Below are 24488 nucleotides of genomic sequence, written 5' to 3' on the forward strand. Positions count from 1 at the left end.
GATGCAATTACAGTAGGAATATCTTCAGCTGCCGAACATAAGATGATGACAGTATGTTTGACAAATGTATATTATATATTTAATATTAGTGAAGATTTCCGAATTAGTTTAAGACTACCTCATTTTGGGAGGAAAATATATATGTCAGATTATCTAGTAATCGTAGAATCACCTGCGAAAGCAAAAACAATTGAACGGTATTTAGGGAAAAAATATAAAGTAAAAGCCTCTATGGGTCATGTGCGTGATTTGCCAAAAAGTCAAACCGGTGTTGATGTAGAAAACAACTATAAGCCGAAATATATTACAATCCGGGGCAAAGGTGACGTGTTAAAAGAACTCAGGACAGCCGCAAAAAAAGCAAAAAAAATTTATCTGGCCGCAGACCCCGACAGGGAGGGAGAAGCAATTGCCTGGCACTTGGCACACAGTCTGAATATAGATGAGGATTCAAAATGCCGTGTCGTTTTTAATGAGATAACCAAGGATGCGATTAAAGAGTCATTCAAGCATCCCCGCTCTATAGACAAAGACTTGGTTGATGCACAACAGGCCAGAAGAATTCTTGACCGTCTTGTCGGTTACAATATAAGTCCGCTTTTATGGAAAAAGGTGAAGAAAGGCTTAAGTGCAGGCCGTGTACAATCTGTTGCAGTGAAAATGATTATTGACCGTGAGAAGGAAATTGAAAATTTCAAGCCCGAGGAGTACTGGTCCATCGAGAGTCAGTTTCAAAAAGGAAAAGATGAATTTGATGGTAACTTTTATGGATTAAACGGGGAAAAACTTGAGTTGGGAACCGAAGAAGATGTTAATAAAGTATTGGAAAAGTTACACGGTGAAGATTTTGAAGTGAAGAAAGTAAATAAAAGAGAAAGAAAACGAAACCCTGCTCTTCCTTTTATCACCTCATCCCTGCAGCAGGAAGCAGCAAGAAAACTTAACTTCCGTGCCAAAAAAACGATGATGATTGCACAGCAATTATACGAAGGAATTGACTTGGGGAAAAAGTCGGGAGGCATCACCGGCCTCATAACCTATATGCGTACAGATTCAACAAGAATTTCAGAAACGGCAAAACAGGAAGCAAGGGAATTTATTACCGGTAAATACGGAAAAGACTACCTTGGCGGCCAAAAAACGAAAAAAAAGGAAGGGGCACAGGATGCGCACGAGGCAATCCGGCCGACTTCTGTCATGCGTGAGCCAAAAACGCTGAAAGATGTGCTATCCAGAGATCAATTACGGTTGTACAGGCTCATCTGGGAACGGTTTATGGCAAGTCAGATGGCACCTGCAATTATGGATACAATGACAGTCCATCTAATAAATAATGATGTGGAATTTCGTGCAAACGGCTCCAAAATTAAATTTAAAGGTTTTATGAAAGTATATGTGGAAGGCAGTGATGATAATAAAAAGGAAAATGATAAACTGCTGCCTGACTTGGCTGAGGGGATGACTGTAAAGGCAAAGCAAATTACTCCAAACCAGCATTTTACACAGCCGCCTCCGAGATATACGGAAGCACGGCTAGTAAGAACACTTGAAGAACTTGGGATCGGCCGTCCATCCACTTATGCACCAACGTTGGATACTATTCAGCGCAGAGGTTATGTAACCATTGACAACAAACGGTTTATTCCTACAGAACTCGGTACCGTTGTGCTGGAATTGGTGGAAGAATTTTTTCCGGAAATTATAGATGCGGATTTCACAGCCAAAATGGAAGGTGATCTTGATGCTATAGAAGAGGGGAAGACGGAATGGATCACCATTATCGATGATTTCTATCAAGGTTTTGAAAAACGTCTGGAAACAGCCGAAAAAGAAATGGAGAAAGTGGAAATAAGAGATGAGCCGGCGGGTATCACCTGTGAAAACTGCGGCCATGAAATGGTCTATAAAATGGGACGCTATGGAAAATTTTTGGCCTGTTCGAATTTCCCGGACTGTAGAAATACAAAGCCAATCCTTAAAGAAATTGGTGTCAAATGTCCAAAATGCAAAGAAGGAAATGTGGTAGAAAGAAAATCAAAAAAACGACGTACATTCTATGGATGTGACCGCTTTCCGGAATGTGATTTTGTATCATGGGATAAGCCAGTATCAAGGCCATGCCCGAAATGTGATGCCTTGCTTGTAGAAAAGAAGAGAAAGAAAGAAACACAAGTGGAATGCACAAACTGTGAATATAAAGAGAATCCGCAAACATAAAAACTGTCGGTCTAACGGCAGTTTTTTGCACGTTGAGAAAGTAAAAAAGTTAACGGGGTTTACGGCGGGAGGAGGAACAGCAGTACCGCACTCCCAGATCTTTCCGGTGGGAGGAGGAACTACTGTATCGCACTCCCAAAGAGTGGATTTGAGAAAGCTGAAAGTTTTCAGTCTTAAATATTGGAAAAAACTGATACATATACTAAAAGAGGAGGGGATGCGTGATTTTCTAATGCCGGCAATATCCATCCAATCTATCCAACATTTCGCTGTAAAACAAAACACTACCCTCATATTTCGAAAAATATAAACGATAATTATTATAGCCGGGAATATTTCATGCCTCTAAAACCATAATTCTGATTGGAAAATAACTCTTCCGGCCAGCCAGTTAAGCCAAGAGAATCTTTAAGTAATCAGAATCCTAACTATGTACCTGCCTTTTGGTCATATGTTTGAATGCACGGAAAAGGGGAACATATGTCTAAAAAGGAGGTATTTACATTGGCGGAAAAGAAACGATATTACGTTACCATCGACACGCAGGATATTCGGGAGATGTCCATTCCTGATGGACGCGTGGAATATGAAATCAGAGCGGAGGAAAAAGATGTAAAAGAGCTGAAGGAATTGTTCAGAAATAAGGATAAAAATGCAGCTGACGCTGTTGAATATATCGGAAAACCATTTGATGAATGGGGAGCAGATCAAGAAAGGGAAAGCTATGATCAATATCAGGTAGATATTTATAAAAAAATATATGAATTGGGCACACAAGATACAAAAAATAAAATCGGGGAACTAGGAATAATTTAATGAAAATTTGGCCATAACAATAATAATTTCACAAAATATTCACCGTATCAAATCTTCTAAACAAATTGAATTGTATTTTGTTGACGAATGAAATTAATTAGAGTTATAATTACCCATTGGTAAGGAAATTTACTTGACACAGCAGAAAGAACGGGCAAATGGTTGAACATTATCAAAAAATATTGAAACGAAGCCTCTATTTAGAATTTTTCTGCAATTTAGTTAAATTTATTGCTTTTTGATTTTATATATGTTATGATTTACTCGCTTGTTGAATGGGGTGAAAATTTGAATAATTTCAGTGCTTATAGGGAAGCTTTTATGGAGTACTTGCAAATAGAAAAAAGTGCTTCACCTTATACTGTTCAATATTACCGGAATGATTTGGATGATTACTTCGAATTTTTAGCCCGCGAAGGTATTGCCGAGTTACAAACCATTGATCCGCACACAGTGCGGCTCTACCTTACTGAGCTGTATAGACAGCGTTTAAGCAGACGCTCCGTATCCCGGAAAATTTCCGCGCTGCGCACCTTTAATAAATTTCTGGAAAGGGAAGGGATAATTAAGATCAATCCATTTTTTCACCTCAAGCTTCCAAAATCTGAAAAATCTATTCCCGGCTTTTTATACGAGGAAGAATTGGAACAGCTTTTCGGCATAAGTGATCTAACAAACCCTCTAGGTCAGCGGGATCAGGCAATTCTTGAAATGCTATATGCAACAGGAATGCGGGTGAGCGAGTGTCAGGGATTACAAATGAATGACATTGATTTTTCAATTGGTACTGTATTTGTTAAAGGTAAGGGAAGGAAAGAAAGGTATATTCCTTTTGGCAAGTTTGCAGAAAATGCCTTAAAAACCTACATAAATGACGGTCGGGAAAAGTTATTGAAAAAAAGCGGTGAATCCATAACTTCTGTATTTTTAAATTACAAAGGCTTCCCCATAACTGACAGAGGTATTCGTCTATTGTTAAAAAAAATTGTGGAAAAAGCGGCACTGACTGTAGATGTCCACCCCCATAAACTGCGGCACACCTTTGCCACACACTTGCTGAATGAAGGAGCAGACCTCAGAAGTGTGCAGGAACTGCTGGGTCATGAAAGCATTTCTACTACACAAATTTATACACATGTAACGAAAAGTCATTTAAGAAATGTTTATATGAACAGCCATCCGAGAGCAAAATTATGAAAAGAGGTGTTGAGAATGTCAAATGAGATGCATGCTACAACCATTTTTGCCGTCAGACATAATGGGCAATGTGCGATGAGCGGGGACGGGCAGGTAACACTCGGCAATGCCGTTGTGATGAAGCATAAAGCAAAGAAGGTTCGTACCTTATTTAAAGGCCAGGTAATTGCCGGATTTGCCGGTTCTGTTGCAGATGCATTCACCTTGTTTGAAAAGTTTGAGGGCAAACTTGAAACTTACAATGGAAATTTGGCCAGAGCAGCAGTGGAACTTGCCAAAGAATGGAGAAGCGATAAAGTCCTTCGTAAATTGGAGGCCATGCTGATAGTTATGAATAAAGATCAAATGTTTCTTGTTTCAGGAACCGGAGAGGTAATTGAACCGGATGATGGTATTCTTGCAATTGGTTCCGGAGGGAACTATGCATTAAGTGCCGGACGGGCGCTCGTTAAACATACTGATCATTTATCTGCAAGGGAAATAGCAAAGTCGGCTTTGGCAATTGCCGGAGAAATATGTGTTTACACCAATGACCAAATTACTTTAGAGGCGCTTGATTAAAAGGGGGGACCTGATTAGAAGATGGGATTGGATTACACACCAAAACAAATTGTGGGTCAACTGGATAAATATATAATTGGCCAAAAAAGTGCCAAGCGCTCTGTAGCTGTGGCGCTTAGGAATCGTTATCGCAGAATGCTGCTTGATGAATCACTAAAAGATGAAATTGTACCGAAAAACATATTAATGATTGGTCCAACAGGAGTAGGTAAAACAGAAATTGCCAGAAGACTGGCAAAGCTGGTAGGTGCTCCATTTGTTAAAGTGGAAGCAACAAAATTTACAGAAGTTGGATATGTTGGCCGGGATGTGGAGTCGATGGTGCGTGACCTTGTCGAAATGTCAATAAGAATGGTGAAAGAAGAAAAAATGAGTGAAGTAATGGATAAGGCTGAAGTAGAGGCAAATAAAAAGCTTGTAAGACTTCTCGTACCTCAGGCCAAGAAAGAATCTTCCATGAAAAATCCATTTGAAATGCTTTTCCCTCAGGGCGGTAATGAAGATGCCAATGATAAAGACACAGACAAAGATGAGGAAATCAGAAACAGGCGAAAACGTGTGGAACACCAGCTTGCTTTAGGAGAGCTGGAAGATCACATGGTACACGTGGAAATTGAAGAAGTTCCTCCTTCCATGTTTGATATGCTGCAAGGTTCAGGAATGGAACAAATGGGAATGAATATGCAGGATGCGTTTAGCCAGTTCATGCCTAAGAAGAAAAAGAAACGCAAATTGCCGGTAAGTGAAGCGAGAAAAGTGTTAACCCAGCAGGAAGCCGGGAAAATGGTCGACATGGAGGAAGTTTCGCAGGTTGCTGTAAAGCGGGCAGAAGAGTCCGGAATACTTTTTATTGATGAAATTGATAAAGTAGCCGGAAAGCAGGACAGCGGCGCCGCCAATGTTTCCAGAGAAGGCGTGCAGCGGGATATTCTGCCTATCGTGGAAGGTTCCACGGTTATAACTAAACATGGCCCCGTGAAGACCGATCACATGCTGTTTATCGCAGCAGGAGCTTTTCATATGGCAAAGCCCTCCGATTTGATCCCGGAACTCCAAGGCAGGTTCCCCATTCGTGTAGAACTTGAAAAACTATCGGTGGAAGATTTTAAACGAATACTGAGTGAACCATCCAATGCATTGATAAAACAATATAAAGCTTTACTGCACACAGAGGGTATAAATGTTGTTTTTACCGACGAAGCTATAGTAAGACTGGCAGAAATTGCTTATCAAGTAAACCAGGATACAGATAATATAGGCGCAAGAAGACTCCATACTATTTTGGAAAAACTGCTGGAGGATTTATCCTTCGAAGCACCGGAAATTAATATGGAGAAAGTAGAAATTACACCTCAGTATGTGGATGATAAACTGAGCAACATTGTTACAAATAAAGACTTAAGTCAATTTATACTATAAATTTAATTATTGAAATGGAGGATTATTATGGAACTATTACAACGTGCCAGAAAAATTAATTCAATGCTGCAAAAGGCTGCAGGAAAATCGGTGAACTTCAATGATATGTCTGCCTCACTCAGAGATGTCATTGACGGGAATGTGTACATCCTAAGCAGAAGAGGAAAACTATTGGGCTTTGCGATTAACCAGGAAATCGAGAATGAACGCATGAAAACAATGCTTGAGGAAAAACAATTTCCTGAAGAGTATATCGAGGGATTATCCAATATTCATGAAACGACAGCCAACCTGGATATTAACAGTCCGCAGACTGTTTTTCCTGTTGAAAATCGTGAGCTTTTTAAAGATGCATTAACGACCATTGTACCAATAATCGGCGGGGGAGACCGCTTAGGGACCCTTGTACTGGGGCGTGTAACTGAAAGCTTTAATGACGACGACCTGCTGCTTGCCGAGTATGGTGCTACTGTAGTCGGCATGGAAATTTTAAATGAGAAAACACAGGAAATTGAAATGGAAGCCAGAAGTAAAGCTGTGGTACAAATGGCGATCAGTTCTTTATCCTATAGTGAGCTGGAAGCCATCGATCATATTTTTGAAGAGCTAAACGGCAATGAAGGATTGCTTGTTGCCAGTAAAATTGCCGACAGAGTCGGAATTACCAGATCAGTTATTGTCAATGCGCTGAGAAAACTGGAAAGTGCCGGCGTTATTGAGTCCCGTTCCCTTGGCATGAAGGGTACGTACATTAAGGTGCTGAATGATAAGTTCTTAGTAGAACTTGAAAAACTCCGTTCCAGATAAAAATATAAAAAAACGCATGTTTAAACGCGGGGCATAGAGCCAAAGGTGTTCTCTTGCCTGTAAAAGAAAAGCCGGTATTTTTCCGGCTTTTTTTATTTTGGCAGGAAATTTACAAATTCGTATATGGTGGAAAAGCTGGTTGTTTTATTCAGCGAAGCGAATAACTTCGGCAGGCAGAGCCTTTTCGCTGTAAAGTCAGCATGGAAAAGAAACCTATGAGACCCTTGGAGGGACCCGGATCCTTACGAGGCTCATATCAGGCCTGCAGTTAAAAAGACACCAGAAAACAAGCAAATTGGAGTCTGACTGTATTGTCGCCAATGGCCAAAGGTGAAATCGAAATATAATTCCGGGGCGGATTATAAGCGAAGAGTATAAGGGTGTTCATGTTTCTGTTTACCAAAATTACTTTCCCCAGACTCAAGCTCCGCCACGGGACATAATACCTAAATGTTAAACAATCACCTGAGTCTTGATACATAATGGGCATATTTGCCCAGGATATTTTTGATTATAGACAAACATAAAACCAAATATTGGTTGATTCCTGTAAAATCGTAATAGAAAATTGTCTGTAAAATACTTAATATAACATTTAATGGAAATAAAATAGTTCTTATTACCTAGGTCTTTATAACTGTTGTGTAAAAGAAATGTAAAATCTGTCGAAATGTGATAGACATTACATAAAAATTACCTTAGAATGTAGTATAGATTGTTTATTATATTGAACAAGGTAATTCTTTTTTACTAATTTAGTCATCTTTTTATTGAAGGGGCGTGACTTTTATATCATGACTATGTTCGGCGGGACCATACATAAGCTGGAAAATTCACTGGCGTTTGCTTCGGCAAAAAATCAAACGATAGCAAACAATATAGCTAATGTGGATACACCAAATTACAAAGCAAAAAATGTTGTGTTTAAAGATGTGCTGCATAATGAGATAACCCAGGACCAGGAAGCGAAGCGAACTCACGAAAAGCATCTGCCATTCAGCAATACCAGCGGATCTTCTTACAATGTAGTTGAGCAGCGAAACACATCCTATAACCATAATGGAAATAATGTTGATATTGATAAAGAAATGGCAGAACTGGCAAAAAATCAAATTTATTATCAAGCTTTGGTCGATCGATTGAATGGAAAGTTTGGGAGTATCCAAACAGCAGTTAGAGGAGGAAACTGAGGATGACCATATTCAATGCTATGAATTCCAGTGCAAGTGCCTTAACAGCAGAACGGCTGCGCATGGATGTCGTATCATCAAATATTGCCAATGCCCAAACGACTAGGGCCACAATGAATGAGAATGGCGAATTTGAACCATATCGCAGAAAAATGGTTACTGTTGAACCAAGGGGAAATTCATTTAAATCCTATTTACAGCAGGCATCCGGTCAAATTACAGGTTCCGGGGTTCGTGCTGTCCGTATTGAGGAGGATGAAACTCCATTTAAACAAGTATATAACCCAAATCATCCGGATGCCAATGAAGCGGGATATGTTCAGCTGCCAAATGTTGATCCTTTAAAGGAAATGGTTGATTTAATGAGTGCAACCAGATCATATGAAGCAAATATCACTTCAATAAATGCCAGTAAAGGGATGTTAATGAAAGCATTGGAAATTGGAAAATAACTTAGCAGGGAGTTTTTTAACCATGATTAATTCGATAAATAATACACCTCAACATACTATACCCGTAACAGAAAATACTAAACCAGACATCACACCGGGGGAGGCGCAGGAAAATTTTGCCAATGCACTAAAGCAGGCAATAGAGAATGTAAATGATGCCCAACAATTTTCAGATAAAAAAACAAATGCGCTGATTAATGGAGAAATTAATGATTTGCATGATGTGATGATCACAGCACAGAAAGCAAGCATAACACTGGAAACAACTGTACAGATACAACAGAAGGCAATTGATGCCTATAATGAAATCATGCGGATGCAAGTTTAATAAAAATTATATAACATATATAGCTTTATTTAACAGGTTGGAAAGCAAGTCTGTCATAGCCGTATATTGTGAGCTAAGGCTTGTCACAAGCCTGGTTTTCTAAGTGGTGGGGGAGAACATGAAGGAAAAAATTATAACATGGAAAGATAAAACAATATCTTTCTGGAAAAATCGCACAAAAAGTCAAAAAGGGATTTTTATTGGCTCGGTTATGATTGGAATACTAATTATAGCAGCACTATTTATTTACTCATCAGGCAGCTCCCGGCTTACTCCTTTATATAGTAATCTGTCTTTAAACGAAGTCGGACAAATCAAGGAAGAATTGGATGCCAGAGGGGTCAAATATGAATTGGAAGATGCCGGTACTACAATCAGCGTTCCTGAAGATCAGGCAGATACACTGCTGGTGGATCTGGCCGGACAGGGGATACCAAACAGCGGCAGCATTGACTATTCATTTTTCAGTGAAAATGCATCGTGGGGTATCACAGATAATGAGTTTAATGTGATGAAACTGGATGCGATGCAGACTGAACTTGCAAAATTAATAACAGGCATTGATGGTATAGAAAATGCAGAAGTTATGATCAATCTGCCTCAGGATCCTGTGTTTGTAAATGAATCTCCAGAGGAAGCAAGTGCATCGATTGTACTTCATACACAGCCGGGCTACCAGTTCCAGGGTAACCAAATTGATTCCCTTTATCTGTTAATATCCAAAGCTGTACCAAATTTGCCGCAGGAAAATATCGTGATTATGAATCAATTTAGTGAGTATTTTGACCAAAATACGACAACCGTAAATGGTTCGCAAGATGTACATACATATCAGCAAACTGTTAAACAGGATATAGAGCGTGATATTCAAAGCCGTCTGCAGCAAATGCTCGGTGCCATGGTTGGGATGGACAACGTGGTCGTCTCTGTAACATCGGACATTGATTTCACCCAGGAAAATAGGGTGGAAGAACTGGTGGAACCGATAGATTTGGAGAATATGGAAGGACTGCCTGTCAGCATTGAAACCATTCACGAGACATACGCTGGAAATCCGCCTGCTGGAGGCACTGCAGGGACAGGAGAGGAAGATACGGCTGCAACGTATCAGGAAATAGATGACGGTGACGGGGATTATGAGCTTGCAAAAGAAACCATTAATAACGAATTCAATCGAATTCATAGGGAGATAGTGGAAAGTCCGTATAAAATTAGGGATTTGGGTATCCAGGTAGCAGTTAACCGTATTTCCGATACAAGCGAAAATGAAGTGCAATATTTGTCACAGCAGGAAGAAACGGCAGTAGAGGAAGGCATTAACTCCATTTTGGATTCAATTATTCAAACCTCTATTGATGATGGGTTCGGAGAAGTAGTTACGGAGGAAAAAACCTCTATTGTTTTCCAGGAGTTTAATCCTGCGCCTACCTCCCCGGCTGAAGCAGTACCTGCTATTCCGGCATGGTTATACATTACGGGTGCCATACTGTTTGTAATCATTTTGATATTAGCTATTCTTTTATTCAAAAACAGAAAAGACGAGTCAGAAAGCGTGGAGGAAGAAACTGTTGAAGCTGCAATTAATACGGGAGTACCTGAGATGCCGGAAGATGAACAATCTGATTCAGCTGTACGCAGAAAGCAGCTGGAGAAGATGGCAAAAGATAAACCTGAAGATTTTGCGAAGCTGTTAAGAAGCTGGATCGGGGAAGATTAGGAGTGATTAACACATGGTAAGACATAAAGGTGCGTTAACAGGTAAACAAAAGGCAGCCATTCTTTTAATCTCCCTTGGTCCGGATGTATCTGCTAAAGTGTATAAGCATTTATCAGAAGAAGAAATAGAAAAGCTGAGTCTGGAGATATCATCCGTAAAAAAGGTAGATTCCAACATGAAAGAAGAAGTGCTGGAACAATTTCATCAAACTGCTTTAGCCCAGGATTATATATCCCAGGGCGGCATAGGCTATGCAAAAACTGTATTGGAAAAAGCGTTTGGCAAGCAGGAAGCCTCCGAAATCATTAACCGGCTTACTTCATCTTTGCAAGTAAGGCCCTTTGATTTTGCAAGGAAAGCAGATCCGCAGCAGCTGCTAAACTTTATCCAAAATGAGCATCCGCAAACAATCGCGCTCATTTTATCCTATTTGGATCCGGAGCAGGCAGGGCAGATTTTGTCCTCTCTGCCGCAGGAAGTGCAGGCTGACATTGCCAGGCGTATTGCAACCATGGATTCCACCTCTCCGGAAATTATCAGTCAGGTGGAACAGGTGCTGGAGAAAAACATCTCCTCGGCCTTGATGGATGATTATACCCAAACGGGGGGGATACAGGCAGTTGTCGAAGTATTGAATGGAGTGGACAGAAGTACGGAGAGAACCATACTTGATGCACTGGAAATCCAGGATCCTGACCTTGCTGATGAAATTAAAAAGCGGATGTTTGTATTTGAAGACATTGTTATATTAGATAATCGGGCTATACAGCGTGTGATCCGGGAAGTGGAGAATGAGGATTTGCGCCTGTCTCTAAAAGTTGCAAGTGATGAAGTGAAAGAAATTATCTTCAGAAACATGTCACAGCGCATGGCCGAAACTTTCCGGGATGAAATGGAGTACATGGGACCTGTCAGATTAAAAGATGTGGAGGAAGCGCAAACGAGAATTGTAGCTGCCATAAGGCGGCTGGAGGATGTCGGTGAAATTGTCATAGCCCGTGGCGGGGGTGACGACATCATTGTATAAATACGCTGCAGAAGAAAGGAAAACAATCGGAATTAAGCAAATATCTAAGCTGAAAAAGGACCAGTCTGCTAAACAAGAGGAGTTAATTTCAGCAAAACAGCAGGCTGAAAAGGAACTCAGCAGGGCAAAAAAAGAGCTGGAACGAATCGATAAGGAAAAAGAAACACTAATTTCAACCGCAAAAGCGGAGATCGAAAAGGAAAAAGAAAACTGGATGGAAGAGAAAAAGAAATGGATAAAGGCTGCCGAGAAAGAAGGCTATGAAGCTGGTTTTTCCCGAGGAAGAGAAGAAAGTCTGCAGGAGTTTTCCAATTTAATAGAACAAGCCAATGCTATTACCGAGTCCGCTTTAAAGGATTACAATAAAACAATTGAGAAAAGCGAAGAAAAGATATTGGATCTGGCCATACATACAGCGAGCAGAATTATGAAACAACAGATAGACAAGGATCCATCTTCTTTTCTCCCTATCCTGAAAGCTGCAATAAAAGAATTAAAAGATCAGAGAATAATTACGATTTATCTTCACCCAAAACATTATCATACAGTGATGGAGCAGAAGGATGAATTAGTTCATATTTTGGAAGATGATATGAAACTATCTATATATGTAGATGAAAACTTAACAGTGAATGGGTGCCTCATTCACCATCCATTCGGACAAATTGATGCGGGTGTGGATACCCAGCTTGAACAAATCAGAAAAGCACTTTTTGAAATAGCGATGGAGAGCAGAACATGAGTCTTGACCATTATTATAGAGCAATTGACAATACGGATACATATAAACGTTTTGGAAAAGTTTTGCGTGTTATTGGACTGATGATTGAATCCCGGGGACCCGATGCAAACATTGGAGAAATTTGTCTTATCCATTCATCCTCCAGTCATCATAAACCAATTCTTTCAGAGGTTGTGGGCTTTAATCATGAGAAGATCATCCTCATGCCTTATTCGGAAGTGACGGAAATAGGGCCGGGCTGCCTTGTTGAGGCAACGGGAAAAGCATTGCATATAAAAATAGGCCGGGGTTTGATAGGAAAAGTAGTAGATTCCCTGGGAAAGAGTCTTGATCACACAGACTTGCCTAAAGGATTATCCAATTATTTAACAGAACAGCCTCCGCCCAATCCAATGCTGCGCCCCCCGATAAGTGAACCGATACAGGTTGGTGTTAAAGTAATTGACTCCCTGCTTACTGTAGGGAAAGGACAGCGCATCGGCATTTTCGCCGGGAGTGGTGTAGGAAAAAGCACATTGCTTGGAATGATTGCCAGAAACAGCAGTGCAGACATAAATGTAATTGCACTCATTGGGGAGCGCGGAAGAGAAGTCAGGGAATTTCTCGATGGGGAACTTGGCCCCGAAGGTTTAAAAAAGTCAATTGTTGTTGTGGCCACTTCCGACCAGCCGGCTTTAATGCGAATAAAAGGAGCTTACACAGCTACAGCAATCAGTGAATACTTCCGTGACCAGGGTTATCATGTGAATCTGATGATGGATTCAGTTACAAGGGTTGCAATAGCGCAGCGGGAAATCGGTCTGGCAACCGGAGAACCCCCTACAACAAAGGGGTATACTCCTTCCGTATTTTCCGTCCTGCCCAAATTGCTCGAACGTGCAGGAACCAATGAAAATGGAACCATTACTGCATTTTATACAGTATTGGTGGATGGGGATGACATGAATGAACCGATCGCCGATACAGTAAGGGGGATTTTGGATGGACATTTTGTCATGGACAGAAAGCTCGCGGAACGGGGACAATATCCCGCGATTAATGTGCTGAAGTCGATCAGCCGTGTGATGAACCAAATAATCGAGGATGAACATAAACAAATTGCAGAGGAAATAAGATCGTTGATTTCCACCTATGAAGAAAACAGCGAATTAATTCATATTGGTGCATATAAACGTGGTACAAATCCCGAAATTGATAAATCCATATCCTATTACAACAAAATACAATCATTTTTAAAACAGGATATATCGGAATACAGAACAAGAGATGAGTCAATTGAAATGATGAAAGCATTGTTAAATGGAGGTTAAGTCATTGGCTGAAACAAAAAGCTTCAGGAAAATACTTTATGTGAGAGAACAGGAAAAAATGGATGCACAAAAGGCCTATCAGCAGTCAACAGATTCCTTTGAACAAATAGCAACAAGGTTTTATTATCTGCTGAAAAAGAAAGAAGACGCGGAAACATCATATGAAGAATTGATTCAGCATTCAACCACATTGGATAAAGTAAAGGAACAGGCTGCATATATAGAAAAGCTCAACAAACAAATTATTTACCTGCAGCATGAAGTCCAGCAAGCAAGAAATGAGATGGAGTCAAAACAGTCCCAGCTGACGAATGCCCATGTGGAAGTAAAGAAGTTTCAACACATTATCGATTCCAGAAATCATGAAAAGATGGAAAATGAAAAACAGCTGGAAAGAAACCAAATGGATGCTATCTCATTAACACAGTATATAACGTATAAAAATAGGTGACAGTTATGGCCAAGCAAATAAAAAATGAAAAGAAAAAAATGAATCCTGTTTTATGGCTGCTCTTTGCCGTCATTATCCCTGTAATGGTTGTCCTGAGTTTACTGCTGATTATACTAAATGTGGCTGGTGTGGATGTAACCGGCTGGGCAAAGGATAAAGCAAGTCATGTTCCTGTTTTATCCGGCTTTGTTTCGCAGGATGAAGAATCAGCAGCAGAGGAAGAAGAAATCGGACAACTTCAGGAAAGGATAGCACAAAAAGATGCAGAGATCGAACAATTGAATGAGGAAATAAGAGATTTGGAAACAACGATTGAAAGACAGAGCCAGGATATTTTAAAGCTGGAAAACAGGAATGAACAAAATACGGAACAGGCGAACGAACTGGTTGGGGAAAATGAGACTGTTTCATCTATTTCCGGATCTTTTAAAGATATGGAAAGTGAACAGGCTGCGCTTATTTTGCAAAGTATGGAGAATGATACCGCCTTGATTATTCTGCAGGATGTATCCAATAAAGTCCGGGGGCAAATTCTGGAGGCTATGGATCCCGGGATAGCTGCGGATTTAACACAATTACTTATAGAAAACTAATGTAATAGTTCATTTGAGAGGGGGTGAAAAAATGAACGGAGTTGCAATGTTTCTTCAGCAAATGCAGATACCGGAAAATCGGGAGAAAAGTGTAAACCCTCTGGAAGAAGGAGAAAAGAATGCTTTATTCCATACACTGCTTTCCTCCATGATATCAACAGATATGTTGAATGATGAACAGGAACAGAAAAATGAGGAAGAAGCAGAAATTCCATTGCTGTTTCCTGTAAATCAAATGATAAATCAAATATCAGCGGATGAAGAAATGAATAAAATGCAGAGGACTGAAGCGGAGACACACCATAAAGCTTCAATCACAGAAGGAATACCGCAAGAAATAGAGCTCAAGAACATGCCGGCAGTACACCAAACACTTATCCATATTTTTCGGGAAGCTCAGACAATACTGACACAGCTTAGTGCAGAGCCGGTAAATATAGATAAAGCTGCTCAAAAATTATTGCCGCTGTTACAGGACTGGGTGAAGACAGCCGGTAATGGCACTGACCAAAAAGGCATGGAAATAACATTGACTTCCACTAGACAGGAAGAATCAAAGGAACAGATTATTTGGAAGGATTTATTGCAGGCGTTTGGGAAAAGGCAGCAGTTGGCATCCAAGCAGCAGTACAGTCCAAATGCCCTTGTAAGAACAGAGGACATTGCCAGATGGCTGGTTCGAGCTATGGAACAAGCACCATTACAGAATCGGCTCCCTGTTCATCATGTGAGTCCGCCCCAGTCATTGCCAATTTCACAAGTGGAGCAGGTTGTTGTCCATTTAAACCAGGGGCAAAGCCTTCATGAACAAGGACAGCAGCTAGTAGACCAGTTCCGGGTCATGATGAAATCAAGCAATTTTATGACAGCGCCAAGTAAGGGAAGTCAGATTATCCTTTCACTTCGCCCGGAAAATCTGGGGGAAATGATGATCCGATTCAGTCAAGTCAATGGAGAAATGGCAGTAAAAATATTAGTCACTACCCAGGCAGCAAAAGAAATGCTGGAGACAAATATGCATCAGCTGAGAAATATGTTCTCGCCGCAGCAGGTAGTAGTGGAAAAGCAGGATGCACATCTGCCGCAAAGCCAGGAAACGGAGAAAAATTTGAAGGATGATCAAAGTGACGGGCAGAACCAGCAATCCAGTGATTCATCAGACGAAGAAAAAGAGAAATCAGATGATGATTTCGCAGCAAAGTTTCAAGCCGTGCTAATGAATGAGGAAGTGTAGGTGAAACGAATGACAACTATAGACTCATCGTTATATTTACAAAACCGGCAAACAGCAAGAACACCGAGTCCGGAACTGGGGAAAGATGAATTTCTTAAAATTCTCATGACACAACTGCAAAATCAGGATCCGACAAATCCGATGGAAGACAGGGAGTTTATATCACAAATGGCACAATTTTCATCGCTGGAGCAAATGATGAATATGACCAACTCCATCGATACATTGGTGCAAAGTCAGCTGATCTCCCCTGTTATTCAATATAGTCACATGATTGGAAAAGTTGTCTCATACCAGGGTTATGACGAGGAAGCGGATACGGAAACAGGCATAGAACAAAGCAAGGTAATGGGAGTAAGCCAAAATGATGGCTGGGCAATTTTTGAACTGGAAAACGGTGAAAAAGTATATGCGGATGCAGTTATAAAGGTAAATGAAGACAGAAACGAAGGAAATAATAAACAGGATTAAAAAATTCCGGGAAGTGATTATTTTGGACCATCGCATTCATCAAGTCCCGCATCAGCATGCATTATCATTTCCTAAAGTTCAAAAACCTGAAAAAAGCAAGCCTGTTTTTAAAGAAATATTGGCAAAGGAACAGCAGGAGCTGAAAATCAGTAAACATGCCGAAGCGCGGCTGCAAGCCAGAAATATATCGATAAATGAAAAACAATGGAAAACTATTGAGCAAAAAATGCAAGAGGCAAAACAAAAAGGGATTACTGATTCTCTGGTGGTAATGAATGAAGCAGCATTGCTTGTAAGCACGAAAAACAATACAGTAATAACAGCCTTGGACAAGGATGAAGCAAAGAGCAGAATTTTTACGAATATAAACGGAACGATTTTAATAAATGAATAGGCTGGACCCAAAATGGGAGGCCGAACAGCTGTTGAATGAATGATACAGCTAATAAGATTAAAGGAGAATGATTACATGTTACGTTCAATGTATGCAGGAATTTCAGGTATGAAAGGTTTTCAGACAAAACTCGACGTCATCGGAAACAATATCGCAAACGTAAATACATCCGGATTTAAAAAAGGCCGGGTGACTTTTCAGGATATGATGAGTCAGACAACAAGTGGTGCACAGGGTCCGACCGAAACCCGTGGTGGAACAAACCCTGCTCAGGTTGGTTTGGGTTCCCAATTGGGTTCAATCGACAACATTCATACACAGGGCTTTCGTCAGACGACGAATAACCCTTTGGATCTGGCATTGGAGGGAGACGGAATGTTTGTGCTTCAGGATGAGGATACCACTTATTTTACAAGAGCAGGGAATTTTTATCTGGATGATGAAGATAGAATTGTCAATCCTGATGGGCACTTTCTGCTTGGGGTTGATAACCAGCCTATTCAAATTCCAAGTACTGCCAGAAGCTTTAATATAGAAGAAAATGGCACCGTAAATATTGTGAATGAGGAAGGTAACCCTGAAGATGTTGGACAGATAGCGCTAGCGAGTTTCTCCAACCCGTCCGGGCTCGAGAAAGCAGGGAGCAATTTATTTTTGGCATCACAGAATGCGGAATATACCGGTTCTGTTGTCCCGGGAACAAATGGAACAGGTTCCATTGTTAGCGGCTCACTCGAAATGTCCAATGTTGATTTGTCTGAGGAATTTACTGAAATGATCACGGCTCAACGAGGTTTCCAGGCAAATACAAGAATTATAACTACTTCTGATGAAATACTGCAGGAGCTTGTAAATCTAAAACGTTAATAAGGAGGCAGGAGGTGCTGCAGGCAAGCTGCACCTCCACCAATAAATAATGATCCAATTAACCAGGTTAAATGGAGAACCATTTACGCTAAATGCATTAATGATTGAACAAATTCAATCTCTTCCTGATACAACGATTACACTTACGAATAGCAAAAAAATGGTGGTAAAAGAATCAGAAACAGAAGTGACCCAATTAATTACAGCCTATTATCAAAAAGTTGGTCTTCACGGGAATTTGAAGGGGGAAGGGAAGTCAAATGAGTAGATTAGTAAAAACTTTTATCACTTCACTTATCATTATTCTCCTTGGAGGAATCGCTGTTTTGGCACTCCTGTTATACGGGGAGGAGAAAGCGGCAACAGGGAAAACAATAGATGACATGGTGGAGCATTCCTATGAAACACCTGAAATAACTACAGACTTATCCGATGGAAGCTATGTAAGAATTCAATTTCAGGTGATCACTGACGATAAGACTGCAATGGAAGAAATAAGTAAACGGGACTTTCAGCTTAAAAACATTTTGATAAAAGAACTTGCAGTAATGAATGAGGAAAATTTCAGAACTGGTCTTTCCGATTTGGAAGGGGCTGTAAAATCAAAACTAAATGAATTAATGACTGACGGAAAAGTTACAGATGTATATACAATCAGCAAATTATTGCAATAAATGCATCTGTGCACTCCTGATGGAGGTGAGTTTTAATGGTGGATGAAGTGCTTTCCCAAAGCGAAATTGATGCATTGTTATCTGCAATCAGTTCCGGGGAAATGGATGCCGAAGAAATGAAAAAAGAAGAGGAAGAAAAAAAGGTTCGGGTTTATGATTTTAAGCGGGCTTTAAGGTTTTCAAAGGATCAGATCAGAAGCATATCCAGGATTCATGAGAATTATGCCCGGCTGTTAACCACATTTTTCTCTGCTCAGCTTCGCACCTATGTAAATATATCTGTTGCTTCTGTAGATCAAGTGCCATATGAAGAATTTATCCGTTCCATTCCCAAAATGACGGTTTTAAATATATACACTGTAGAACCGCTTGATGGCAGGCTGATCATGGAAGTGAATCCGAATATAGCTTATGCCATGCTTGACCGCATTCTCGGCGGGAAGGGAGGAGATGTTAACAAGGCTGAAAACTTAACAGAAATAGAAACCATGCTAATGTCCCAGCTTTTTGAAAAATCAGTTGCAAATCTGAAGGAGGCATGGTCATCCATCGTGGAAATTAACCCGGTGCTGGAGAATTTTGAAGTGAATCCTCAATTTCTTCAAATGGTATCACCGAATGACACGGTAATTGTAGTGTCTATGAACACAACAATCGGGGAATCCAGCGGCCTTATCAATATTTGTATCCCGCATATAATTTTGGAACCCATCATATCGAAATTATCCGTTCATTATTGGATGCAAACAGGTACGAAGGAAAGAGATCAGGAATCCTATGAAAAACTGAAGTCAAATTTGCACCATGCACATGTGGAAGGAAAGGCAATACTCGGGGAAACAAAATTAACCATTCACGAATTCCTGCATTTAAATAAAAATGATGTAATTGCCCTGGATCAATCAATAGAAGAGGCGTTAACAATGGAAATAAATGATCAGCCGAAATTTCATGTGCAGCCCGGCAAGTCTAAAAATAAATTATCAGTACAAGTGTTGGAGGAAATTAAAGAGGTGAATGAAGATGACGAATGACAGCATGCTTTCTCAGGAAGAAATTGATGCACTGCTCAATGTAAGTCCGCACGATGATGTGCCGGAAGAAAATAATGAAGAAAAAGGTCCATACTTATCCACAATGGAAGAGGATACGCTGGGTGAAATAGGCAATATTTCATTTGGCAGTTCGGCAACAACGCTGTCCACCTTATTAAAGCAAAAGGTTGAGATTACTACACCATCCGTGTCTATCATTAAAAAAAAGGAACTGGAAACATTTACATTTCAGCCTGTCAGTATTTATGTGAATTATATTGAAGGTTTCAGCGGAAGAAATGTATTAGTTATTAAAGCAATTGATGCAGCTGTTATTGCGGATATTATGCTTGGCGGTGATGGAAGGAATCCGGAAGAGGAACTAAATGATATACATATCAGTGCGGTTCAGGAAGCAATGAATCAAATGATGGGTTCAGCTGCAACAAGCATGTCTACTATATTTAATAAAAAAGTCGATATTTCACCGCCAACGATTAAAATGACAGAGTCAGAAGAAGATGCTGATATTAATATCAATAATGATGAAGCATTTGTACAAGTTTCCTTTCAATTAAAGGTTGGCAATTTAATCGATTCCAATATTATGCAGATTATGCCGATAACCTTTGCAAAAGATCTGGTATATCAGTTGCTTCATGAAACACCGGAGGATGAAAAAGCTAGTGCTGAAGCAGCAGTTACTCTGGATAAAGCTATTACTTTTACAGCTGCTGATCAGGAAAAGAATACGAAAGAAACATCTTCCCAATTTTTAGGAAATCTGGTTGACCAGCAGCATGCAAAAGTACAGGAAGCAGACTTCTCCAGCTTTGATGAGACTGCATTAAATCATCCTGAACAGCGTAACCTGGATTTGCTTCTGGATATTCCACTAAGGGTAACGGTTGAACTTGGACGTACACAGCGCACGATTAAAGATATATTGGATCTGTCCGCCGGATCCATTATAGAGCTGGATAAACTGGCCGGTGAACCTGTAGATATACTTGTAAATCAAAAATTAATCGCCAAAGGGGAAGTTGTTGTTATTGATGAGAACTTTGGTGTGCGGGTAACAGATATTGTAAGTCAATCTGATAGATTAAAGAAACTCAAATAGAAATAGGTGGAGGCTAAAAAAATGGCTAAACAAATTCTTATTGTAGATGATGCTGCATTTATGCGGATGATGATTAAAGATATATTAACAAAAAATGGCTTCGAAGTAGTTGGAGAAGCACAGGATGGATTTGAGGCAGTGGAAAAATATAAGGAGCTGTCACCTGATCTTGTAACCATGGATATTACAATGCCTGAAATGGATGGAATAACCGCATTAAAAAAAATAAAAGAGGAAAACACGGAAGCGAAGGTTATCATGTGCTCAGCAATGGGGCAGCAGGCGATGGTTATTGATGCAATTCAAACCGGAGCACAGGATTTTATCGTCAAACCTTTTCAGGAAGACAGGGTAATAGAAGCCATTCAAAAAGTACTTGGCTAAGAAACAGGTGTTTATGTTGGATAAAAAGTTATTCATTATTTGTATGTTGTTTTTTGTTTTCCCTTTTGTGTCAATATCAGAAACAGAAGCTCGAACCCCGAGCGTAAATGATTGCCTGGAAGCAGAAGCCGATTGTGAAGATACAACACCATTGACAGAGAATGAAGGGGAGGCAGAGCCGGTAGCGGAGTTAAATGATTCCGGTTCTCTCGTATTCGATCTTATCAAAATGTTTTTCGCTTTATTATTAGTTCTTGCACTTATTTATATTATGCTAAAACTGTTGAATAAACGAAATAAAATGTTTAACCAGATAAGACATTTAGAGAATCTCGGCGGGATTTCCGTAGGGCAGAACAAGTCCATTCAAATCATTCGCATCGGCAGTAAATTTTATGTGATAGGTGTGGGGGACAATGTGGAAATGCTGCAGGAAATCACTGATGAGAAGGTGATCACACAGCTGCTGGAAAAAGGAGAAGAAGAACCATTTCATATAAATTCGTTCCTTCCATCTTTTTTACAGAAGAATACAAAAGAAAAAACATCATCTCCGGACAGCAGGAACTTTAAAAATTTGTTTGCAGATGAACTGGAAAATCTGAAAAAGAACCGGGCTGACCTGATTAATCGGAGGGAAGACAAGCGATGAATGAATTTATAGAAATGTTTTCCGGATCTGATCCTTCCAATGTGTCGACTTCTGTTAAATTGATTTTATTATTAACAGTTTTGGCTTTGGCGCCCAGTATTTTGATTTTAATGACAAGCTTTACAAGAATTATTGTTGTACTTTCTTTTGTAAGAACATCGCTGGCAACACAGCAGATGCCGCCAAATCAGGTGTTAATCGGGTTAGGCTTGTTTTTGACTTTCTTTATTATGGCTCCTGTTTTTTCCGATGTATACGATAATGCACTGCAGCCGCTTTTCGATGAGGAACTAACACTTGATGAAGCATATGAAAGAGCAAGTGAGCCGCTGAAAGAGTTTATGGCCTCCCACACGAGGCAGAAGGACCTGGAGTTGTTTATGAACTACAGCCAGCTTGATGAAGTAGGCAGTATACAGGAAATTCCGCTGACAACCCTTGTACCGGCTTTTGCCATCAGCGAACTAAAAACAGCTTTCCAGATGGGTTTTATGATATTTGTCCCTTTTTTAATTATCGATATGGCAGTTGCCAGTGTACTTATGTCCATGGGTATGATGATGCTGCCGCCTGTAATGATATCCCTGCCCTTTAAGATTTTGCTGTTTGTCCTTGTTGATGGCTGGTATTTAATCACACATTCGTTATTGGATGGGTTTTAATGAATTTTAATAAAAAGGGGTGTCTGCTTTGAATAGTCAATTTGTATTGTCTCTGGCTGAAAATGGTGTATTTACAATCCTTCTGGTCACAGGTCCATTGCTCATTTTGGCCCTTGCAGTGGGACTGTTGGTAAGTATATTTCAGGCCACAACGCAAATACAGGAACAGACCCTGGCCTTTATCCCGAAGATTGTTGCAGTCCTGATGGGTCTTGTGATTTTTGGCCCTTGGATGCTGTCCCATATCACTGAATTTACGACAGATTTATTTCAAAACTTAAACCGGTTTACAGGGTGAAACGATGCTGGAAATGATCAACATAAATAGCTTGCCGGTATTCCTGCTTATATTTGTAAGGGTAATTGCTTTTTTTGTTACGCTTCCCTTATTTTCTTATCGCACCATCCCTGTCCCTTTTAAAGTCGGATTCAGTTTCTTTTTGGCCTGGATTATGTTTTATACGGTGGATAGTACGGCTATTCCAGTGGACGGTATGTACCTGTTTCTCTTATTAAAGGAGGCACTGGTTGGTCTTCTCATAGGTCTAATTGCTTATATTATTTTATCAGCTGTGCAGATAGCCGGGGGTTTTATCGATTTTCAGATGGGATTTGCCATTGCCAATGTGGTTGATCCGCAAACGGGAGCACAGACGCCTTTAACAGGACAGTATTTTTATATTTTTGCCTTGCTGTTTTTGTTATCGGTAAACGGCCATCATTTATTAATAGATGGTGTTTTTAACAGTTATTATTTTATCCCTATAGATGCATTTATACCTTTTCATAACGGATCCATATCCGATTTTGTGATTGAAACATTCAATTACATGTTTCTGGTTGCCTTTCAAATGGCCATTCCAATTGTCGGCTGCTTATTTCTGGTGGATGTTGCATTAGGAATGATTGCCAGAACAGTTCCGCAGCTGAATGTATTTGTAGTAGGACTGCCACTAAAAATATTGGTGAGTTTTATTGTTATTTTGTTCTTTTTAAGTTTATATATAGTACTTATTAAATCGCTATTCGAAACCATGTTTCAGGCACTGCGCGGTTTAATGCAGTTATTCGGAGGTGCTTAGTTTGCATTTAAAAATGGACCTGCAATTTTTTGCAGGAGAGAAAACTGAAAAAGCAACCCCGAAGAAAAGACAGGATGAGCGCAGGAAAGGGAAGGTTGCCAAAAGCCAGGATGTCAATACTGCTATTCTATTATTATTTGCATTTATGATATTGGTAACATTTGGCCCTTTTATGAAAGATAGCATGACCGCCTTATATACCCATACTTTTACTGAATTTATTCATTGGGAAGTTACGGAAAATACGGTACAGCATATATTTACAGGTGCCGCCGCAGAAGCTGCAAAGATGCTTGCCCCGATTATGCTGGTTGCCATTGTCGCCGTATTTGGTTCTAATTTATTGCAGATCGGATTTTTATTTACAACGGAACCTTTAAAATTCGACTTAAAAAAAATTGATCCGATTAAAGGGGCTAAACGAATTTTTTCTATCCGGGCATTGGTGGAATTACTGAAGTCGCTGTTCAAGATTGTTTTTATCGGTGCGATTACCTTTATGGTGATATGGATTTATAAAGATGAAATGATGATGCTTTCCTTTAAAACAGCAGAAAGTGCCATGGCTTTTTTTGGCAGGGTAACTGCAATTATGGGAATTGCTGCAACGATTGCACTATTGTTTTTATCGGTTTTTGATTATGCTTACCAGCGTTATGACTTTGAAAAAAATATGCGGATGTCAAAGCAGGATATTAAAGATGAATATAAAAATATTGAAGGTGACCCTTTAATTAAATCCAAATTAAAGGAAAAGCAGCGGCAGATGGCTGCAAGCCGAATGATGAGCGAAGTGCCGAATGCTGATGTAGTAATCACGAACCCTACCCATTTTGCTGTGGCAATAAAATATGATGAAGAAAAAGCAGCTGCTCCTTATATTGTTGCCAAAGGAATCGATGAAATAGCATTAAAAATTAAAGAAGCTGCAAAGGCAAATAATGTGGCAACAGTGGAAAACAGGCCTTTGGCAAGGTCTTTATATTCAGCTATTGAAATTGGCGATGTAATTCCGGAGGATTTTTTTCAGGCAGTTGCCGAAATACTTGCATATGTTTATAAATTAGAAAATAAAGTTTGAGCA

At 39.9% G+C, this 24488-nt stretch carries 29 protein-coding genes; all 29 read left to right on the forward strand.

Annotated features, from left to right (window positions below):
* Positions 1 to 141 precede the first annotated feature (141 nt).
* Positions 142 to 2217 (forward strand): type I DNA topoisomerase, encoded by a 2076-nt coding sequence (gene topA, locus GHD25_RS05885; protein ID WP_164215449.1) that lies wholly within the window; start codon positions 142 to 144, stop codon positions 2215 to 2217.
* Positions 2218 to 2697: 480 nt separating this feature from the next.
* Positions 2698 to 3033 (forward strand): hypothetical protein, encoded by a 336-nt coding sequence (locus GHD25_RS05890; protein ID WP_164215450.1) that lies wholly within the window; start codon positions 2698 to 2700, stop codon positions 3031 to 3033.
* A gap of 288 nt (positions 3034 to 3321) precedes the next feature.
* Positions 3322 to 4230, forward strand: a complete 909-nt coding sequence (gene xerC, locus GHD25_RS05895) for a tyrosine recombinase XerC (protein ID WP_240452232.1) — start codon at positions 3322 to 3324, stop codon at positions 4228 to 4230.
* 15 nt (positions 4231 to 4245) lie between these two features.
* The gene (gene hslV / locus GHD25_RS05900; protein WP_164215451.1) at positions 4246 to 4791 is read left to right on the forward strand and encodes an ATP-dependent protease subunit HslV; all 546 of its coding nucleotides are present in this window, start codon (positions 4246 to 4248) and stop codon (positions 4789 to 4791) included.
* A gap of 21 nt (positions 4792 to 4812) precedes the next feature.
* Complete coding sequence (gene hslU / locus GHD25_RS05905; protein ID WP_164215452.1) at positions 4813 to 6210, forward strand: HslU--HslV peptidase ATPase subunit; 1398 nt, start codon at positions 4813 to 4815, stop codon at positions 6208 to 6210.
* A gap of 27 nt (positions 6211 to 6237) precedes the next feature.
* Positions 6238 to 7017, forward strand: coding sequence for a GTP-sensing pleiotropic transcriptional regulator CodY (gene codY, locus GHD25_RS05910; protein ID WP_164215453.1), 780 nt, complete (start codon positions 6238 to 6240; stop codon positions 7015 to 7017).
* A gap of 794 nt (positions 7018 to 7811) precedes the next feature.
* Entirely contained in the window at positions 7812 to 8207 is a 396-nt protein-coding gene (gene flgB / locus GHD25_RS05915) for a flagellar basal body rod protein FlgB (protein WP_164215454.1), read from the forward strand.
* A 2-nt stretch (positions 8208 to 8209) separates the two neighbouring features.
* Entirely contained in the window at positions 8210 to 8659 is a 450-nt protein-coding gene (flgC, locus tag GHD25_RS05920) for a flagellar basal body rod protein FlgC (RefSeq protein WP_164215455.1), read from the forward strand.
* A 22-nt stretch (positions 8660 to 8681) separates the two neighbouring features.
* Complete coding sequence (gene fliE / locus GHD25_RS05925) at positions 8682 to 8987, forward strand: flagellar hook-basal body complex protein FliE (protein WP_164215456.1); 306 nt, start codon at positions 8682 to 8684, stop codon at positions 8985 to 8987.
* Between the two features lie 118 nt (positions 8988 to 9105).
* A complete protein-coding gene (gene fliF, locus GHD25_RS05930; protein ID WP_164215457.1) occupies positions 9106 to 10704 on the forward strand; it encodes a flagellar basal-body MS-ring/collar protein FliF in 1599 nt (532 codons plus the stop codon).
* A gap of 13 nt (positions 10705 to 10717) precedes the next feature.
* The gene (gene fliG, locus GHD25_RS05935) at positions 10718 to 11731 is read left to right on the forward strand and encodes a flagellar motor switch protein FliG (RefSeq protein ID WP_164215458.1); all 1014 of its coding nucleotides are present in this window, start codon (positions 10718 to 10720) and stop codon (positions 11729 to 11731) included.
* On the forward strand, positions 11712 to 12473 hold the full coding sequence (fliH, locus tag GHD25_RS05940; protein ID WP_164215459.1) for a flagellar assembly protein FliH: 762 nt from the start codon (positions 11712 to 11714) through the stop codon (positions 12471 to 12473). Before fliG ends, fliH begins: the two co-directional genes overlap by 20 nt.
* Positions 12470 to 13783 carry a flagellar protein export ATPase FliI gene (fliI, locus tag GHD25_RS05945; protein ID WP_164215460.1) on the forward strand — a complete coding sequence of 438 codons (1314 nt, stop codon included), beginning with the start codon at positions 12470 to 12472 and terminating at the stop codon, positions 13781 to 13783. Before fliH ends, fliI begins: the two co-directional genes overlap by 4 nt.
* Before the next feature lie 4 nt (positions 13784 to 13787).
* Positions 13788 to 14234 (forward strand): flagellar export protein FliJ, encoded by a 447-nt coding sequence (fliJ, locus tag GHD25_RS05950; protein WP_240452233.1) that lies wholly within the window; start codon positions 13788 to 13790, stop codon positions 14232 to 14234.
* A gap of 5 nt (positions 14235 to 14239) precedes the next feature.
* Positions 14240 to 14827, forward strand: coding sequence for a MotE family protein (locus GHD25_RS05955; protein ID WP_164215462.1), 588 nt, complete (start codon positions 14240 to 14242; stop codon positions 14825 to 14827).
* Between the two features lie 31 nt (positions 14828 to 14858).
* Complete coding sequence (locus GHD25_RS05960; protein ID WP_164215463.1) at positions 14859 to 16061, forward strand: flagellar hook-length control protein FliK; 1203 nt, start codon at positions 14859 to 14861, stop codon at positions 16059 to 16061.
* Positions 16062 to 16070: 9 nt separating this feature from the next.
* A complete protein-coding gene (gene flgD / locus GHD25_RS05965) occupies positions 16071 to 16532 on the forward strand; it encodes a flagellar hook assembly protein FlgD (protein WP_164215553.1) in 462 nt (153 codons plus the stop codon).
* A 22-nt stretch (positions 16533 to 16554) separates the two neighbouring features.
* Positions 16555 to 16926, forward strand: a complete 372-nt coding sequence (locus GHD25_RS05970; RefSeq protein WP_240452245.1) for a TIGR02530 family flagellar biosynthesis protein — start codon at positions 16555 to 16557, stop codon at positions 16924 to 16926.
* 75 nt (positions 16927 to 17001) lie between these two features.
* Positions 17002 to 17793 (forward strand): flagellar basal body rod protein FlgG, encoded by a 792-nt coding sequence (gene flgG / locus GHD25_RS05975; protein WP_164215465.1) that lies wholly within the window; start codon positions 17002 to 17004, stop codon positions 17791 to 17793.
* A gap of 49 nt (positions 17794 to 17842) precedes the next feature.
* Positions 17843 to 18061 (forward strand): flagellar FlbD family protein, encoded by a 219-nt coding sequence (locus GHD25_RS05980; RefSeq protein ID WP_164215466.1) that lies wholly within the window; start codon positions 17843 to 17845, stop codon positions 18059 to 18061.
* A complete protein-coding gene (gene fliL / locus GHD25_RS05985; RefSeq protein WP_164215467.1) occupies positions 18054 to 18467 on the forward strand; it encodes a flagellar basal body-associated protein FliL in 414 nt (137 codons plus the stop codon). The genes GHD25_RS05980 and fliL overlap by 8 nt, the downstream gene beginning before the upstream one ends.
* 35 nt (positions 18468 to 18502) lie before the next feature.
* Positions 18503 to 19501: a flagellar motor switch protein FliM gene (gene fliM, locus GHD25_RS05990; RefSeq protein WP_205601336.1), complete on the forward strand. Its 999-nt coding sequence runs from the start codon at positions 18503 to 18505 to the stop codon at positions 19499 to 19501.
* Positions 19491 to 20624, forward strand: a complete 1134-nt coding sequence (fliY, locus tag GHD25_RS05995) for a flagellar motor switch phosphatase FliY (protein ID WP_164215468.1) — start codon at positions 19491 to 19493, stop codon at positions 20622 to 20624. Before fliM ends, fliY begins: the two co-directional genes overlap by 11 nt.
* A gap of 21 nt (positions 20625 to 20645) precedes the next feature.
* Positions 20646 to 21008 carry a response regulator gene (locus tag GHD25_RS06000; protein ID WP_164215469.1) on the forward strand — a complete coding sequence of 121 codons (363 nt, stop codon included), beginning with the start codon at positions 20646 to 20648 and terminating at the stop codon, positions 21006 to 21008.
* Positions 21001 to 21660: a flagellar biosynthetic protein FliO gene (locus GHD25_RS06005; RefSeq protein WP_240452239.1), complete on the forward strand. Its 660-nt coding sequence runs from the start codon at positions 21001 to 21003 to the stop codon at positions 21658 to 21660. Before GHD25_RS06000 ends, GHD25_RS06005 begins: the two co-directional genes overlap by 8 nt.
* Positions 21657 to 22322, forward strand: a complete 666-nt coding sequence (gene fliP / locus GHD25_RS06010; RefSeq protein ID WP_164215470.1) for a flagellar type III secretion system pore protein FliP — start codon at positions 21657 to 21659, stop codon at positions 22320 to 22322. The genes GHD25_RS06005 and fliP overlap by 4 nt, the downstream gene beginning before the upstream one ends.
* Before the next feature lie 28 nt (positions 22323 to 22350).
* On the forward strand, positions 22351 to 22620 hold the full coding sequence (fliQ, locus tag GHD25_RS06015; protein WP_164215471.1) for a flagellar biosynthesis protein FliQ: 270 nt from the start codon (positions 22351 to 22353) through the stop codon (positions 22618 to 22620).
* Between the two features lie 4 nt (positions 22621 to 22624).
* A complete protein-coding gene (gene fliR, locus GHD25_RS06020) occupies positions 22625 to 23404 on the forward strand; it encodes a flagellar biosynthetic protein FliR (protein ID WP_164215472.1) in 780 nt (259 codons plus the stop codon).
* Between the two features lies 1 nt (position 23405).
* Entirely contained in the window at positions 23406 to 24485 is a 1080-nt protein-coding gene (flhB, locus tag GHD25_RS06025; protein ID WP_164215473.1) for a flagellar biosynthesis protein FlhB, read from the forward strand.
* The last annotated feature ends 3 nt before the right edge of the window (positions 24486 to 24488 follow it).

Origin of the sequence: Virgibacillus aidingensis (genome assembly GCF_010994035.1) — a bacterium.
In the GTDB taxonomy this organism is placed as follows: domain Bacteria; phylum Bacillota; class Bacilli; order Bacillales; family Amphibacillaceae; genus Virgibacillus_N.

What these genes read in the sequence shown, in the direction of transcription:
- topA (WP_164215449.1), top strand. Translation starts at nt 142, where the DNA reads ATGTCAGATTATCTAGTAATCGTAGAATCACCTGCGAAAGCAAAAACA.
- GHD25_RS05890 (WP_164215450.1), top strand. Translation starts at nt 2,698, where the DNA reads ATGTCTAAAAAGGAGGTATTTACATTGGCGGAAAAGAAACGATATTAC.
- hslV (WP_164215451.1), top strand. Translation starts at nt 4,246, where the DNA reads ATGTCAAATGAGATGCATGCTACAACCATTTTTGCCGTCAGACATAAT.
- hslU (WP_164215452.1), top strand. Translation starts at nt 4,813, where the DNA reads ATGGGATTGGATTACACACCAAAACAAATTGTGGGTCAACTGGATAAA.
- codY (WP_164215453.1), top strand. Translation starts at nt 6,238, where the DNA reads ATGGAACTATTACAACGTGCCAGAAAAATTAATTCAATGCTGCAAAAG.
- flgB (WP_164215454.1), top strand. Translation starts at nt 7,812, where the DNA reads ATGACTATGTTCGGCGGGACCATACATAAGCTGGAAAATTCACTGGCG.
- flgC (WP_164215455.1), top strand. Translation starts at nt 8,210, where the DNA reads ATGACCATATTCAATGCTATGAATTCCAGTGCAAGTGCCTTAACAGCA.
- fliE (WP_164215456.1), top strand. Translation starts at nt 8,682, where the DNA reads ATGATTAATTCGATAAATAATACACCTCAACATACTATACCCGTAACA.
- fliF (WP_164215457.1), top strand. Translation starts at nt 9,106, where the DNA reads ATGAAGGAAAAAATTATAACATGGAAAGATAAAACAATATCTTTCTGG.
- fliG (WP_164215458.1), top strand. Translation starts at nt 10,718, where the DNA reads ATGGTAAGACATAAAGGTGCGTTAACAGGTAAACAAAAGGCAGCCATT.
- fliI (WP_164215460.1), top strand. Translation starts at nt 12,470, where the DNA reads ATGAGTCTTGACCATTATTATAGAGCAATTGACAATACGGATACATAT.
- GHD25_RS05955 (WP_164215462.1), top strand. Translation starts at nt 14,240, where the DNA reads ATGGCCAAGCAAATAAAAAATGAAAAGAAAAAAATGAATCCTGTTTTA.
- GHD25_RS05960 (WP_164215463.1), top strand. Translation starts at nt 14,859, where the DNA reads ATGAACGGAGTTGCAATGTTTCTTCAGCAAATGCAGATACCGGAAAAT.
- flgD (WP_164215553.1), top strand. Translation starts at nt 16,071, where the DNA reads ATGACAACTATAGACTCATCGTTATATTTACAAAACCGGCAAACAGCA.
- flgG (WP_164215465.1), top strand. Translation starts at nt 17,002, where the DNA reads ATGTTACGTTCAATGTATGCAGGAATTTCAGGTATGAAAGGTTTTCAG.
- GHD25_RS05980 (WP_164215466.1), top strand. Translation starts at nt 17,843, where the DNA reads ATGATCCAATTAACCAGGTTAAATGGAGAACCATTTACGCTAAATGCA.
- fliL (WP_164215467.1), top strand. Translation starts at nt 18,054, where the DNA reads ATGAGTAGATTAGTAAAAACTTTTATCACTTCACTTATCATTATTCTC.
- fliM (WP_205601336.1), top strand. Translation starts at nt 18,503, where the DNA reads ATGGTGGATGAAGTGCTTTCCCAAAGCGAAATTGATGCATTGTTATCT.
- fliY (WP_164215468.1), top strand. Translation starts at nt 19,491, where the DNA reads ATGACGAATGACAGCATGCTTTCTCAGGAAGAAATTGATGCACTGCTC.
- GHD25_RS06000 (WP_164215469.1), top strand. Translation starts at nt 20,646, where the DNA reads ATGGCTAAACAAATTCTTATTGTAGATGATGCTGCATTTATGCGGATG.
- fliP (WP_164215470.1), top strand. Translation starts at nt 21,657, where the DNA reads ATGAATGAATTTATAGAAATGTTTTCCGGATCTGATCCTTCCAATGTG.
- fliR (WP_164215472.1), top strand. Translation starts at nt 22,625, where the DNA reads ATGCTGGAAATGATCAACATAAATAGCTTGCCGGTATTCCTGCTTATA.